This is a genomic window from Acaryochloris sp. CCMEE 5410, assembly GCF_000238775.2.
In the GTDB taxonomy this organism is placed as follows: Bacteria; Cyanobacteriota; Cyanobacteriia; order Thermosynechococcales; family Thermosynechococcaceae; genus Acaryochloris.
The window spans coordinates 1,813,969-1,828,906 of sequence record NZ_AFEJ02000001.1; the positions used below are offsets into that span (position 1 = coordinate 1,813,969).

Consider the following 14,938-nt stretch of genomic DNA (forward strand, 5'->3'; position numbering starts at 1 on the left):
AAGCGCTGCAGGCTGACTGCCCCTTCAGGGTATCAAGGTAAGGGAGAAATTTGGTATGACGAGCCCTGATTTCTCAGATTCCCTGACTTGGCTGGAGCAGGCAAAAACGTATCTCCAACAGAATCAGTATATTGATGCCCTGAATTGTATTCATCAAGGTCTGGCTCTGACCCCTAGGAACGCAGATGCCTGGCTGCAATGTGGCAATGTCCTGCAGAAATTAGGGTTTTATGGGGAGGCAATCACGGCGAACCATAATGCTCAACGCCTCTTTGGCAGCCCAGAGGCCAAACTCAAAATGATTCCTTTGGAGTCTTTATTAGCCAAAGCTCAGGGAAAGCCAGAAGACCTGCTCACTTCAGTCAAAACAGAGGCCGTACCGCCTGCCACCGCTGACACCATCTCCGGTAAAGATTATGACTTTTGGCAAAAACGCGCCCTGGCTTGCACCAAAGCCAAAGATTTTGATGCGGCCTTAGCCGCCTATGATAAAGTCTTGGCCTTTAAGCCTAACCATGCCCAGGCTTGGTATCAACGGGGGCTGGTTTTATTCAATTTACAGCGATATGAGGATGCGATCGCAAGTTTTGATCAAGCCCTAGAGCACCAGCCCGATTTGTACCAAGCCTGGAATAACCGGGCCAGCATTTTAATTCAGCTGGGTAATTTCAAAGAAGCCATTCATAGCTATGAACAAGCCCTGCGCTGGACCGATAAGCAGTTATGGCAAGCTTGGGACGATCTGGGGATGGCGATGCTTCATCTTCAGGGGGCAGACGCTGGCATTGCGATTTGGAATCAAGGCATTGATGCCCTGTGGTGTGATGCCGATGATTATGCTCTAGGCTGCGGTAGCCTCCATCAGCGCAAAGGGGATTTTCAAGCTCAACAGGCTTGGCAAGATCCGTCGCCAACCAAAATGTGGAAAGCAGCCAAATTAAGCTATCTAAGAGCCCTAGATTTGCTGGATTTCCAAACCTTTCCTCAGCATCACTTAACCATCTGGCAATCTCTACTGCAAGTGCGGTTCCATTTGCAAGAAACGGCTGCCGTTCACTCCATGCTTCTTGAAGGTGCCATCAAGCTGCAAACCATCAAGCGGGATGTCAATCTATCCCCTGAGCAGGATCGACAGCTAGAAGAACAATTTGCTGGTTTTCAACAGATGCAGGTCGATTGGCTGGTCCAGCAGAATCAATTGAAAGACGCGATTCTCTGGGCAGAACGCTGCAAAGATCGCACCTTAGGATATTGGCAATCTGGTCCTGATTACGATCCAGTTCAGCATCAATATACGGACCTTACCCCCCTCCTCAATCCTCAGCGAGCCATTCTCTATTGGCATCTCAGTCCCGCCCACCTCTATACCTTTATTCTCAAATCCAACCAAGACCCTGTGCTGTTTTGTGCCCACTCCTTGGAATCAGAATCGGCTCACCCGACGGATCTAGATACTGCTCTGATCGATCAGCATTTTTGCCTGCAGTTGTGGCAAAAAAACTGGGATAAAGCCCAGCATCTTTCCCAAAAAAATTCTGATTCGATTTTAGGGCTGGGGGCTAACTTTTGGTTGAAAGGGCAAGGGGTTCAACTCCTCACCCAACTGAAAGAGATTTTAGCCATTGAGGCTTTATGTCAAAACGCCTTAACTGGTATTCACGAACTGATTCTTGTGCGACCTGAGCAATGGCGTCACCTACCGATGGCGGCCCTTTTCCCAGAGCAGATTAGCATTACGCTCCTCCCCAGTTTGCAAATTGGCCTCAATCTACTGACCGCAAAGTCTTCCCCTCAAGACCATCTATTAACCATTGTTCCGCCCCAAGGCTCTAATGAGGAGAAAGATAATAACCTCACAGAATTAGAGGCCCTGGCCATCGCTCGATCCTACCGACAGCATATTCAATTGGGAGGACTCCAGCTAACTCAGAAGACGGTCTTGGCGGCGCTCAAGGTCTCGGGAGGGAGTATTCATTTTACGGGGGTGACAGCTACAAATCGTTCAACGCTCCCTTTACCGGCTTGGGTTCTAGCCAATGGCCAGCAATTGACTCTAAAGGACTTATTTGCATTGGATTGGCAATCCTATGCAACGGTTTGCCTCTCGGGTGGTCCTCAAAACCTTAAACCGTTGCCAGGGTCTATTCCAGATCTAGAAACATGCCTGCTCTCATTAGGGGTGCAGCATGTGCTCAACAGCTTGTGGGAGGTCAATCACTGTTCCCGAATCATGCTGATGACCCAGGTCCATCATCTATTGCACCAAAACGGCAATCCTGTCCATGCCTTGCGGCAGGCTCAGCACTGGCTTCGCAACCTCACCTACCGACATGCGATTCAATGGTGGATTACCCTGGGCAACACATTAGAATTAGACAGCTCACAAAAAAACACCCTTGAACGAATTGAAGCCGAACTCCAGGCCGCAGCCCAGGAGGCAGGTCAAGATGTTTGTCCGTTTAGTCACCCTTGGTATTGGGTGGGGTTTACCATTTCTGGGAATTTCCCGGAAATGTTGGTATGGAATGAGGCCTAATCTTGAGTCTGATAGTGGTCAACAATACTTTGCGTTAAACCGTCTAAGGTATATTCCTCCGCTTCAATATCGACTCGTCCCAGCAGCTCTTGGCAGGTCAATGAAGTCTGAGGACCAATGGAGGCGACCTTGAGGGGAGTAAGCCATGCCTGGGGTTTACCCTCTCCAACCGCTTGCTGCAGAAGCTGATAAAAATAGCGAACCGTTTTAGAACTGGCAAAGGTGACGATATCAACGGTTTGAGTTTGCAAGGCCTGGAGGGCCTGGGGGGCAATGGTTGCTGGACATCGTGATTGATAGGCCGCTACCTCCACCACTGTTGCCCCTTTTTGGGTCAGTTGTTTGACCAAAACGTCTCGTCCACCACTTTCAACTCTGGGGAATAACAGGGTCTGCCCCGTCAGTGTTTCCCCTGGGAAATGCTCTACTAAAGCATCCGCAACAAAGTTAGGTGGGATATAGTCCGCCTTTAATCCTTGCTGTTCTAGAGTTTTGGCTGTTTTTCGACCGACCACTGCAATCTTGACGGAAGCGAGTGCTCGTGTGTCTAAACCCGCATGGAATAGGCGGTCTAGGAAGCGAGTAACGCCATTGGCAGACGTCAAGATCAGCCAGTCAAAGTGATCTAAAGATGCGATCGCATCATCTAACGCCTCCCAAGAGGACGGTGGGCCAATTTCTAAGGCCGGCATATCCACTACTGTCGCCCCCATCGATATGAGAGATTGACTAAAGGTCTTGGATTGGGCAACGGCTCGCGTCACCAAGATCGTTTTACCTGCTAACGGTAAAATCGACTGAAGAGAAGTAGCACCCATGGAACATTGTGCAGAATCACTTCTATGAGCATATTCACTGTTGGTCGGGAAAGAAAGCCCCAGGGTTGGTTGGAGATGAACGACTTTGCCCACCACGATCACACAAGGCGATAGTGACTCTCCTTGGGTTTGGGCCACAATCGTCCCTAACGTGCCAGTCCAAACTTGCTGCTGACGCCGACCTCCCCAACGAATAATGGCAATCGGATGTTGTTCGGGCTGGCCATTGTGTCTCAGGTGATGGACAATGTTCTCTAAATGGCGCGCCCCCATCAGAATCACCAAGGTATCGAGTTGGGCTAAAACAGACCAGTCCAGACGCTCTGGGGCATGGGCACTCAATACCGTAAAGTGCTGGCCCAATTGGGCATCAGTCAGGGGAATGCCAGCAAATAAAGGTGCTGCTAGGGCAGAAGAAATCCCCGGCAACACTTCAACCGCACAACCTGCTGCGTGTAAGGCGAGGACTTCAGACGTGGTGCGTCCAAACACAAAGGGATCACCACTTTTAAGGCGGACAACTTGATATCCCTGGCAACAATACGCCACTAACCGGCGATCAATATCTGTTTGGGGAGTGCTAGGACCCTTACCTCGCTTGCCCACTGGGATTTTTAAGCAAGTTTTCTTTACGAGGTTTAATAATTCAGGATTGATCAGGGCATCATAGAGGATGACGTCAGCCTGAGCAAGCAGGTTTTGTCCCATAACCGTAAGATAGTTATGTTCCCCAGGGCCAGCACCAATGATAAAAACCTTGCCCTGTGACTTAGGCGTTTGAGTTGTTGAATAGTTGTTTTCGCTCAAAACGATTGGATTTCAACTGCTTCGATCCTAGCTTGTATTGCTAGCAAGAGATGATTCTCCTGCGGCCACATGTTGGTTTGGTAAGCAACCTCTTCCATATCCTGAGCTGACAGTGCCGGGGAAAACTCAACCAGATCACTCACCAAATCGTAAGAATGACAGCTCTCTAGTAGTGAACAATAGTGCTTAAGACGATGGAGAAACGGATGCGAAAAACAATATTAGGGGTAACTTTGATCCTGTTATACTCTAGACGGCTAAGATATTAACTTTTTTAAAAGACTGAAACTTGAGTGATAGCAGGCTTGTGAGTTTCGCCTTATGCTCACCATTGCACTGGTCGAGGCACTGTTGAATGGCTCCCTTAAAGGCGGGGAAATCAGCATAATACTTTGAGTAGAGACATTCTTTGCGCACAAAGCGCCAGAGCCGCTCAATTAAATTCAAATGGGGTGAATAAGAGGGCAAGTAGACTAACTCAATATCGACGATCTCAGCAAAGTCTGTCACAAGCTGGCATTTTTGATATCGAGCATTGTCTAAAATCACGCTGATGGGTATGACAGGGTCGAGTAGAGCAAGCTTGGCTAGCAACAAACACATGCTATGAGAGTTGATGTAGGTGTGGTTGGTGATGCTGATGATATCTTTAGTGACGGCGTTGAGCGCCCCGAGAACATTGAATCGTTGACGACCGGAAGGAGAGGGGATGAAGATCCGACGGATGCACCAGAGAACCCCAGATAAGCCTGATGAACAAAATGAGCAGCATCTACAAAAAGACAAGACGCTCTTGGCGTTGAGCTCCCTCTAATAAGGGTTCAAGGCAAGTTTTTCGGAACTGCTCTTGCTCCTCAATTTTCTCGGGTAGACTCGACTTTCCCGGCACATACCCCACTTTTCGATAGCGACAACCGATGCGTTTGAGGAAAGCTTTGATCTGGGTTGGACTACGTTTAATGCCCGTCAATTGTTCAATGACTGCTTGAGCTTCTGCACTGGTGCGGGGCGGGTGTTGCTCAAAATAGGCTCTCACACTATCGCTATGAGCGTTGAGTGAACTGGGTTGACCTTTATATTCCAGGGTCTTCAGTCCTTCAATTCCTCCTTGTTGATACAAACGAAGGGTTTTGGCTAAGGTCGGACGGCTAATCTGACAAAGCTGGCAGATCTGGGCATGGGCAAGACCTTGACTCTTTAAGTAGAGGACTTCCATCCGTCGCTGCACCCGTGGGTGAGGATGATGATAGCGCTCGTAGTTGAGGTGTTGGATTTCCTCTGCGGTGAAATCAATTTTAATCATGCGAGTAGGAGAGTCGGTTGGGGGATACTCCCAGTGTGCCAAATCTCTCCGCTACAATGTTAAGCCACTAGTCGTCCGCAGTATATCCATAGGGATAGCAAGTTGTGGGGGAGCTGGGGGTGATGAGCCTGAAGCTGAACAGGCGTCCGAGACTCCCACTGAACAGTCTTTTCCCGATGCCTCACCAGAAATTCCTTCTCCCCCCGCGGCTAAGGTAGTCTTAACTCGCCCCACCAATCCTGATGAACGGTTACGGGTGGTGAAGAGTGGTCGTACCGATCCTTTCGCCGAGATTGTACCGGCTGTACCGAATACTTCCTCGCCTCGTACAACTCCCTCTCAGGGACAGCCCCCATCACCTGTGAATGTGCCAAAGGGGACTGCACCGAAAGCGACGGCGCCAACAGCGAGTTCTACATCAACTCCCTCCTCACCATCTACTAAACCAAGTACGACTCCTGACAAGATTGTCTTGCCTACCTTGCCCAAACCAGAGGTGGCTCAAGGGGTAAAAGTAACAGGGGTGATTAATTTGGGAGGTCGGCCTAAGGCCATTCTGAAGGCACCCGGCGAAAAATCAACCCGAACTGTGGGGGTTGGTGAACGCATCGCCAATGGCCAAGTTTTGGTGAAGTCAATTAACCTTAGTAATCCTGCAGCCCCAGTGGTTGTCCTTGAACAATCTGGCATGAAAGTTAGAGTCAGTGTGGGTCAAGAACCCATTGCCTTAGCATCTGCGGATAAGGATAAAGACAAGAAATAGGGTTTCGCTTAGAAAAATTTCCTGAGTAGGGACGCGTCATATTTTGCCCTCTCACTATAAAATGGCAAGACAGTAGAGCCGGATCAATCATCTTTGATGATTCTCAGAGCTAGCCCCTACTGTCTTTCTGTATTTGCGAGAGAAGCCCTTGTTGACTCCTTCCAACTTTTTGACGCATCTTGTATTGAAATCCCTCAACTATCTGGCTCAGAGATGGCGATGGCGAGGGACAAGGTATTATCTCAGTCTGTTCTGTTGTTGCCTGTTGTTGATTGTGGGTTGCCAGTCTCGCGATTCGGAACCTAGTCCAACCGCAACCGGGGCAGACACTCGCTTAGCGTTAGGCACAACGGGTAAAGTCAGAACTTTAGATCCAGCTGATGCCCTAGAACTCTTTTCGGGTAATCTCCTCTACAACATGGGAGATCGCCTATACGCTTACAAGAGCGGCACAACCGACCTGGTGCCGCAGTTGGCGACAGAGCTTCCTAAAATCAGTGAGGATGGTTTGGTCTACACCATTCCTTTGCGGACAGATGTTGTTTTCCATGACGACACCCCTTTTGACGCCAAGGCGATGGAGTTTTCTCTCAATCGCTTTATCCAGAATGGGGGACAGCCAGCGTTCTTGTTATCCGACGTGGTGGAGTTAGTCACTGCGAAGTCAGCTGCCGAGTTGGAGATCAAGCTGAAAAAACCGTTTGCCGCGTTTACAGACTTATTAGCCTTCTCGGGGTTAGTGGCTGTTTCTCCCAAAGCTTATGAAATTGGGCCTGGAAAGTTTAATCCTTCTACTTTTGTGGGAACGGGGCCTTACCAGCTGGTAGACAATCGCAGCGACTCTATCCGGTTAGACCGCTTTGACAAATATTGGGGAGACAAACCCACAAATCCAGGGATTGATATTCAAAGTTTTACCAGCAGTGCCAACTTGTTCAACGCCTTTCGCACCGGATCCGTGGATATTGCCTATCAGTCTTTGAATCCCGAACAAATTGAGCTATTAGCGAAAGCAGCTGATAAAGGAGACTGGCAGGCCATTACTGGACCCGGTAGTAACATTACCTATGTCAGCTTGAATCTTCGGGATGAAACCTTGAAGAAACCAGAGGTTCGCCAAGCATTGGCGCTGACGATTAATCGGCAACTGATCCAAAATCGAGTGTTTAATGGCCAGGTTGACCCGCTCTATAGCCTGGTCCCTAGTATTTTTGATGCGAGCAAGCCGGTATTTCAAAGTGATAGCGATGCTGACGTAGCTAAAGCTAAGGAGCTACTGACCCAAGCAGGGTACACCACAGAAAAGCCTCTAGAAGTGGAATTTTGGTATCGCTCTAATGTCCCCAGCGATGGCCCCGCAGCGACGACGATTAAAGCTCTTATTGAGAAAGAGCTGAAAGATTTAGCCAAGGTGGAACTCAAAAGCATCGAATCAGCAACGGCCTATAACAACTTGGATAAAGGCACCTACCCGATGTTTATGCTGGACTGGAGTGGAGACTACTATGATCCTGATACCTATATCCATCCTTTCTTAGACTGTTCGGAGGGGAATGTGGAGGAAGGTTGTAAAGAAGGTGCGACCGTTGGACAAGGGTCATTTTACTTCAGTGAAAAAATGAATCAGCTGATTGATCAACAGCGTCAGGAACAAGACCCTGACAAACGCCAGAAAACTTTTGAGGCGATTCAGGATCTGCTGGCTCAGGATGTTCCCTTTATTCCCTTATGGCAACGTAAGGAGTATGCCTTTGCCCGACCTGATATCCAAGGCGTGCGACTTGAGCCCACCCAAGCGATGCCTTTCGCATCCCTCAGTCGTTCCTCTACCTAGGACGTTATTATGTCGCGTTCCCGAGCCCTTCAATCCTATGTAGTGGCCCGCTTATTATTGGCTCCTTTGATGTTGTGGACCGTAACCACAGTTGTGTTTTTGCTACTCAGGGCCACACCGGGAGATCCGGTCGATGCCATTTTGGGGCCAAAAGCGCCAGCGGCTCAAAAACTAGCGTTGCGATCGCAACTGGGATTGGACCAGTCCCTGTGGAAGCAATATATCGACTACATGGGAGACTTGCTGCAATTTGATTTAGGAACCTCCCTGACCAGTCGGGGGCAAACGGTGTGGGATATTATTCAGCAGTTTTTTCCTGCCACCCTAGAACTTGCCTTTTGCAGCATGATTGTGGCCTTAATCATTGGAATTACGGCTGGGATCCTGTCGGCATCCAGGCCCGGGACTATTTTTGACCTGGGCGGCAGACTCTTTGGCATCATTACCTATGCATTACCCATGTTTTGGGTGGGGATGTTGCTGAAGCTCTTTTTTGCGGTGCAATTGGGCTGGTTCCCGGATGGCACTCGATTTCCGACGCGAGTGCTCCCCCCCCAGGGTCCCACCGGCTTATATTTAATCGATAGTATATTGGCGGGGGATATGCACGCCCTAGGATTAACCCTGTATCACTTGGCGTTACCGAGCTTAACCTTAGGACTGGTTCTCAGCGGCATCTTCGAAAGAATTGTCCGCGTAAATTTAAAGCAAACGTTACAAGCTGATTATGTAGAAGCTGCCCGGGCTCGGGGAATTCCAGAAAGACGAATTCTGGTAGTCCACGCTCTTCGCAATGCCCTAATTCCAGTCATTACCGTGTTGGGGCTAACGTTTGCCGCCATGTTAGGGGGAGCTGTGCTCACGGAGGTCACTTTCTCCTGGCCAGGACTGGGCAATCGTCTCTATGATGCCATTTCTCTAAGAGATTATTTAACGGTGCAAGGCATTATTGTCTTTGTCTCTGTCATCATCGTCATGGCCAGCATCGTGATCGATATCGTCAATGCCTATGTTGATCCAAGGATTCGCTATTAGTTAGGGTTACGGTTGGTTTTCGGTAATCCCTCTGTTGAGGCTCCCCCTTGACTAAATAGAAGAACTAAACTTAAGACAAAGCAAGGTTTGGGGCAGAGGATTGCCGATGACTGTCAGAATAATTCTGGTTGTCTAACTGATTATCGGGTCAGTCCTATTCACTACGGTCCGTCCCAAGATTGCGTTAATGTAAGCCCTCAGTGCGAAAGATGAATAAAAAACGTCCCATTTATAAAACCTTTTCCCGTCTACTCGTTGCGATCGCGCTCGTTGGTGTCCTAGTCTTCAGCAATGCCGATGCGGCCTTAGCAGCCCGCACGGGTGGTCGGATTAGCGGAGGGAGCTTCCGTCGTTCGGTACCGTCTCGCTCCTATCGCAGCAGCCCTTCCCGGGGCTATTCAGGTGGCTATTCTCGGGGCGGTTACGCTCGGGGTGGCTATGGCGGTGGATTTGGCTTTCCTTTTCTTATCCCCTTCTTTGGATTTGGCGGCGGTGGCTTATTTTCCATCCTGATCCTGATTGCCGTGGCTAACTTTTTGGTGTCTAGCTTCCGCAATATCGCTGGCGATGGAGAGGGCCTCAACTTAAGAGGCAACAGTTATGACCAAAACTCTGCCAACCCCTCTGTTACGGTCAACAAAATTCAAGTGGGTTTATTAGCCGAAGCTCGAGGTCTGAAAGCGGACCTCGACCGGATTGCCCAAACTGGCAATACTGGATCTAGCGCAGGTCTCGCGAAGGTTCTGCAAGAAACAAATTTAGCCCTGTTACGCCACCCTGAATATTGGGTTTATGCCAGTGCTGAATCTGAACAAACCCGCCTTGTCTCTGCCGAGGCTAAATTTAACCATTTAGCCTTAACCGAGCGCAGCAAGTTCCAAGCGGAAACCTTGTCGAATGTGAAACAGCAGATCCAAGACACCAATGGCACATTAACCAAGACAGCGGATGCCCTAACTCAAGCCCCTGGTGAATATATTGTCGTTACCCTAGTTGTAGCTGCTCAGGGTAAACAAAAGTTCCCAGATATTAAATCGGATCAGGATCTTCGCCAAGCCCTCAATCAAGTGGGGTCTGTGTCCAGTGACCAGCTCCTAGCCCTAGAAGTATTATGGACCCCCCAAGCGGAGTCCGACACCCTCAGTGCGGATGATTTAGTTGCGGCTTATCCCCACCTAAAAATGATTTAACCACGGGAATCTTCGACGGATACGGCACCTATATTTTTCATGGAGACGCTTCGATCTGCTCAAGAATGAGCTGAGCGAAGCGCTCTGTGCTATTGGGGACCGCTAAGCTATAGGCTTTAGCTGCCATCTCTTCTAAAACGTGGGGTTCCTGTATCCATTGGAGCACCGTCTGTTTTAGCTGTTCTTCCGTCAGCTCATCCTGACGATACATCTCGGCTGCCCCCGCTTTCACAAAGGCGGCGGCATTAAAGGCTTGATGGTCTTCTGCCGCATAAGGATAGGGGATCAGGAGGGCTGGCGTGGATGCGATCGCAAGTTCGCTTAAGGTCCCTGCACCCGCCCGACTAATGGCTAAATTAGCCCGCTGCAATAAACCAGCCATATTGTCGTAAAACGGCATGGACAGATAGTGGGGATGTTGAAAGGATTGCGCCTCAGGATCCTGAGTTCCCGTTAAATGGACGATCCAAGCCCCGATTTCTAACCAAGCAGGTGCACAGGCTCGCACCAATTTGTTAACGGAGACCGCCCCTTGACTACCACCCGCCACCACAATCAGCGTGGCCTCAGGCGGAATCGGTAAATCAAGTTCACAAGGGGTCAGAAACGCAGGACGGACAGGCGTGCCCACTACTACGGTTTTGTCCTTGGGCAGATAGGTTGTGGCATCTTCTAGCCCCAAACCCACCCCCGTGCAGATCGAACTGAGCCATCGGGTCACTTTCCCTGGAATAGCATTCGATTCATGAATCACGCGCGGTAGTCCTAGGGACCAGGCGGCCAAAATGGCAGGGGCAGCGATATAGCCTCCTGTGGTGAGCACACCCTTAAAGTGGCCGCGCTTCAAAAGCTGACGGGTTTGCCAAACTGCCACGGCTAATTTCCCTAGGAGAATGGGGGTCTTTGGGCCTATCCGAGTTTGGAGTCCTTCAATGGGGACCGTGCGTAATGGATATTTTTTGGGAACGAGCTGGGTTTCTAATCGATTGCTTACCCCTAGCCACTCCAGTTGAAACTGTTTAGCTTCGAGAACTTCTGCCACTGCCAACGCGGGAAATAAATGCCCGCCTGTCCCGCTAGCAGCGATTAGGAATCGCTTGGGCTGTTCTGTTATGGCAACCGATTCGGAATTGCTCACTGTTGCTATCCTTGTAGGTGGAAGTTGAAAATTCTAGCGTTTTCGCCTTCTATAGGAAAGTTAATCTAGAATTGAGATGCTACTTTCAGGGAAACGTGGCAAAGCGGACCACTCGCTGGTGATGCTGCCTCTCCTAATCAGCTCGGGGAACCCTATTTGAAAGAGTGACTTGGTTCTTGTCATTACATACCACCATTCCATGTACAACTCTATCCGCATTTTGCAATCCGTTGCTTCTCAGTCTGGCCGCCCGTTGAATAGGGGCCGCCATGCTATGGGTCAGTTGGGGGTTGGATTGTCTACGGCCTGCCTATGTGCTTTAGGAATGGGGGGCTGGCCTAAGCTGGCCTATGCTGAAAGTGTGGCTCCAGACACAGCTCAGGTGGATACGGATGCTCCACCTGCCTTGACAGAACAGCTCGCTCAAGTCGATATGGCAGCGAACCAAAAAGATCTGGCCAAACTGCTTGGCTTTTACAGTTCCAATTTTACGAGTGGCGATGGCCTAAATCGGAAAACTTTGAAGCAGGTGATTGCCACTTTTTGGGAAGAGTACCAAGATTTATCCTATAAAACTGAGTTAGTCACCTGGGAGAAAACCCCTCAAGGCTATAACGTTGAGACCAAAACGACCATCACCGGTACTCAAACCCTGGATCAAGGTCCTGTGAAATTACACTCCACCCTGCAGTCCCGTCAACATTGGGTCGGACAGCAGATTACCAAGCAAGAGATTCTAGCTGAACAAAGCAAGCTGACTTCAGGACGGAAACCGCCTAAAGTGCAGGTCAACCTTCCCCAGGAAGTGGGAGTTGGCGAAAAATTTGAATTTGATGTGATTGTGGATGAGCCTCTGGGGGATAACCCATTATTGGGCTTAGCCTTAGAAGAATCGATCACCATGGAAAACTATCTGAAGCAGCCCGAGCTTAAGCTAGAGCTGTTACCCGCTGGTGGTCTGTTTAAGGTAGGTACGGCAGGAAATAAACCCATGAGCGAGTGGATTTCTGCCATTTTGGTGCAAGATGGTGGCATGACGATTATCAGTCAGCGACTTAATGTCGTTCCGAAGAACAAATCGGCCGAACAGTCACGCAAGTAAAAAAGGGCGTTTATGGAACCAGAACGGCTTAGGGCTTCACTTGCCGCTACTTCTCCCCCAAACAGTGAATCAGAATCTGAACAGGAGTCGCCTCGGGTTGCCGAAGTTCAACTCCATATGGAAGCTGAAGATGGCAAGTTATTGCTCTACTTACCGGCTCCCAGTGAAACTACCCTGGAATGGGCAGACTTACTGAAAGAAGTGAAAAAGCAGTTGGAGGCTGGTGAGCGATTTTGGCCTCCAAACACCTTGGTGGAGCTGGTCACCGGCGATCGCCTCCTCGATCATCGGCAGTTGCAGCTCATTGTCAATGCATTAGGGGCCGCTAAGTTACATCTCACTCGCATTCACACTAAGCGTCGACAAACGGCGGTCGCCGCTGCAACCTCGGGCTATTCCATTGAACAGCAAGCTCATATCTTGCCTATGGCCCAGTCCACGATTGCTCAGTTCACGTTAGATAATGAGAAGAAGGATTCAGCTCCCCTTTATTTACAAACCACCCTACGCTCGGGAGCCGAAATTCGTCACCCCGGAACGGTGGTGATTATGGGAGATTTAAATCCTGGCAGCTCAATTGTTGCGGATGGTGACATTCTCGTTTGGGGACGTCTGCGGGGCATTACCCATGCAGGGGCGAGTGGCAATGAACAAAGTCAAATCATGGCTCTTCAGATGGAACCCACGCAATTGCGAATTGCAGATTGGGTGGCTCGAGCACCGGAATCTTCCCCGGATCAGTTTTATCCGGAGGTGGCCTATATTGCAAGTGATGGGATCCAGATTGCCCGGGCTGCTGACTTTAGCAAAAATATGATCCAACCCTAGCGAAATCACAAAATTGATATACACTATAAATCATTTGTTTGGCTGAGTTGACGAAAGTTGTAACGCTCTCTGTTATATGGGTCGAATTATAGTTATTACCTCTGGCAAAGGTGGGGTGGGTAAAACCACTTGTTCAGCCAATTTAGGAATGGCTTTAGCAAAGCTAAACCATTCGGTCGCGCTCATAGACGCTGACTTTGGATTGCGCAACCTTGATTTGTTGCTAGGTTTAGAAAACCGTGTCGTTTATACAGCTCTTGAGGTCTTGGCTGGGCAATGTCGCTTAGAGCAAGCCCTGGTTAAAGACAAGCGCCTCCATGATTTGGTGCTTCTACCGGCGGCCCAAAATCGCAACAAAGATGCCGTCACGCCAGAGCAGATGAAGCAGCTCGCTTATGCGTTGACGAAAAAATATGATTTTGTCTTGATCGACTGCCCAGCAGGGATTGAGATGGGGTTTCAGAATGCGATCGCAGCTGCAGACGAAGCCTTAATTGTGACGACTCCTGAAATTTCCGCCGTTCGAGATGCCGACCGAGTGGTGGGGTTACTTGAAGCGCACCATGTCAAAACCATCAATTTGATTGTGAATCGCATCCGACCCGCTATGGTGCAAGCCAATGACATGATGTCGGTCCAAGATGTCCAAGAAATTCTAGCGATTCCTCTCATCGGCATGATTCCCGATGATGAGCAGGTGATTGTGGCGACCAACCGTGGGGAACCCTTAGTACTATCAGAGAACTTTTCTCTTAGCGGTATGGCTCTGCAAAATATTGCTCAGCGGATTGAAGGAAAAGACATCGATTTCTTAGATCTCAATGCCCCCTACGATACGCTTTTCTCGCGGGTTAAACGTTTCTTTAAACGGTAATTCTTTGCATATCCTCATATCCTCCAGCACATCAGCCAAGCTACACGTCATACTGTAGCCATTACCTCTAACTGTGGACGTTCACGCTTACGTTGAAATTCTATGATTAGCGATTTTCTCGAACGGCTTTTTCTCGGCCAAGACATGACGACTAGTCGTGATGATGTCAAAAGTCGGCTCAAAATTGTCTTAGCCCATGATCGAGCTAACCTGCCGCCAGAGCTGATGGAATCGATGCGTCGAGAAATTTTGGAAGTGGTTTCTCGCTATGTGGAGATCGATACAGAGGGGCTCAATTTTAGTCTGGAATCTGATCAGCGGGCAACGGCCTTAATCGCCAATTTACCGATCCGTCGTATCAAATTTGAGCCCGATGCTCAAACTTCATTAGAATTAGAAGATACTCCTGAGCTTGGTGAACCCCCACTAGAGGCACCAGCACCAAGGCTATCAGATGCTGCATCGTCTTATGAGTCTCCCCCTAAGCCCGACATCGACTTGTCTTTGTAATTGAGGTTGAGGATTGAAAGTTGCATCACATAATGCGGTCCCACCTCTTCTGAATCCATCATCCATATCTTGCCTAACTTTTTCTTCTCCTACCAGTTGCTGAACTGAAACATTTTTGAAGGAAATGCTTGAAGCGGTAGGCTGAAACGCAATTATCTTTTATTTCCAAAAAATTAGAGACAAAGTACCCTAAGCTATAC

At 49.2% G+C, this 14,938-nt stretch carries 11 protein-coding genes and 1 pseudogene; 9 read left to right on the plus strand and 3 right to left on the minus strand.

Going from position 1 to position 14,938, the window contains the following annotated elements:
- Window positions 1-55: 55 nt before the first annotated feature.
- On the plus strand, window positions 56-2,536 hold the full coding sequence (locus tag ON05_RS08035) for a tetratricopeptide repeat protein (RefSeq protein WP_010471614.1): 2,481 nt from the start codon (window positions 56-58) through the stop codon (window positions 2,534-2,536).
- Here the strand turns inward: ON05_RS08035 and cobA are convergent.
- Together cobA and ON05_RS08045 are read right to left on the minus strand one after the other, a co-directional pair.
- The gene (gene cobA / locus ON05_RS08040) at window positions 2,533-4,161 is read right to left on the minus strand and encodes a uroporphyrinogen-III C-methyltransferase (RefSeq protein WP_010471613.1); all 1,629 of its coding nucleotides are present in this window, start codon (window positions 4,159-4,161) and stop codon (window positions 2,533-2,535) included. The genes ON05_RS08035 and cobA overlap by 4 nt on opposite strands.
- A gap of 249 nt (window positions 4,162-4,410) precedes the next feature.
- Window positions 4,411-5,506, minus strand: a pseudogene (locus ON05_RS08045) (IS630 family transposase).
- Between ON05_RS08045 and ON05_RS08050 the strand changes: the two are divergent.
- The 4 genes from ON05_RS08050 to ON05_RS08065 all read left to right on the plus strand — a co-directional run bounded on the left by ON05_RS08050 (window position 5,445) and on the right by ON05_RS08065 (window position 10,286).
- Window positions 5,445-6,227 (plus strand): hypothetical protein, encoded by a 783-nt coding sequence (locus ON05_RS08050; protein ID WP_236619179.1) that lies wholly within the window; start codon window positions 5,445-5,447, stop codon window positions 6,225-6,227. The pseudogene ON05_RS08045 and the gene ON05_RS08050 sit on opposite strands and share 62 nt — an antisense overlap.
- A gap of 151 nt (window positions 6,228-6,378) precedes the next feature.
- Entirely contained in the window at window positions 6,379-8,061 is a 1,683-nt protein-coding gene (locus ON05_RS08055; protein WP_262561401.1) for an ABC transporter substrate-binding protein, read from the plus strand.
- Between the two features lie 9 nt (window positions 8,062-8,070).
- Window positions 8,071-9,096, plus strand: coding sequence for an ABC transporter permease (locus ON05_RS08060; protein WP_010481104.1), 1,026 nt, complete (start codon window positions 8,071-8,073; stop codon window positions 9,094-9,096).
- 209 nt (window positions 9,097-9,305) lie between these two features.
- Window positions 9,306-10,286, plus strand: coding sequence for a DUF1517 domain-containing protein (locus tag ON05_RS08065; protein ID WP_010481102.1), 981 nt, complete (start codon window positions 9,306-9,308; stop codon window positions 10,284-10,286).
- A gap of 37 nt (window positions 10,287-10,323) precedes the next feature.
- Here ON05_RS08065 and murG read toward each other — a convergent pair whose 3' ends face one another.
- The gene (gene murG / locus ON05_RS08070) at window positions 10,324-11,424 is read right to left on the minus strand and encodes an undecaprenyldiphospho-muramoylpentapeptide beta-N-acetylglucosaminyltransferase (RefSeq protein WP_010481101.1); all 1,101 of its coding nucleotides are present in this window, start codon (window positions 11,422-11,424) and stop codon (window positions 10,324-10,326) included.
- Between the two features lie 199 nt (window positions 11,425-11,623).
- On the opposite strand from murG, the gene ON05_RS08075 reads away from it, so the two are divergent.
- The 4 genes from ON05_RS08075 (at window position 11,624) to minE (ending at window position 14,738) form a co-directional block, all read left to right on the plus strand.
- Window positions 11,624-12,526, plus strand: coding sequence for a nuclear transport factor 2 family protein (locus ON05_RS08075; RefSeq protein WP_236619177.1), 903 nt, complete (start codon window positions 11,624-11,626; stop codon window positions 12,524-12,526).
- Between the two features lie 12 nt (window positions 12,527-12,538).
- Window positions 12,539-13,354 carry a septum site-determining protein MinC gene (gene minC, locus ON05_RS08080; protein ID WP_010481097.1) on the plus strand — a complete coding sequence of 272 codons (816 nt, stop codon included), beginning with the start codon at window positions 12,539-12,541 and terminating at the stop codon, window positions 13,352-13,354.
- Between the two features lie 76 nt (window positions 13,355-13,430).
- Window positions 13,431-14,228: a septum site-determining protein MinD gene (gene minD / locus ON05_RS08085; protein WP_010481095.1), complete on the plus strand. Its 798-nt coding sequence runs from the start codon at window positions 13,431-13,433 to the stop codon at window positions 14,226-14,228.
- 102 nt (window positions 14,229-14,330) lie between these two features.
- The gene (gene minE / locus ON05_RS38035; protein ID WP_010481093.1) at window positions 14,331-14,738 is read left to right on the plus strand and encodes a cell division topological specificity factor MinE; all 408 of its coding nucleotides are present in this window, start codon (window positions 14,331-14,333) and stop codon (window positions 14,736-14,738) included.
- Window positions 14,739-14,938: the final 200 nt, after the last annotated feature.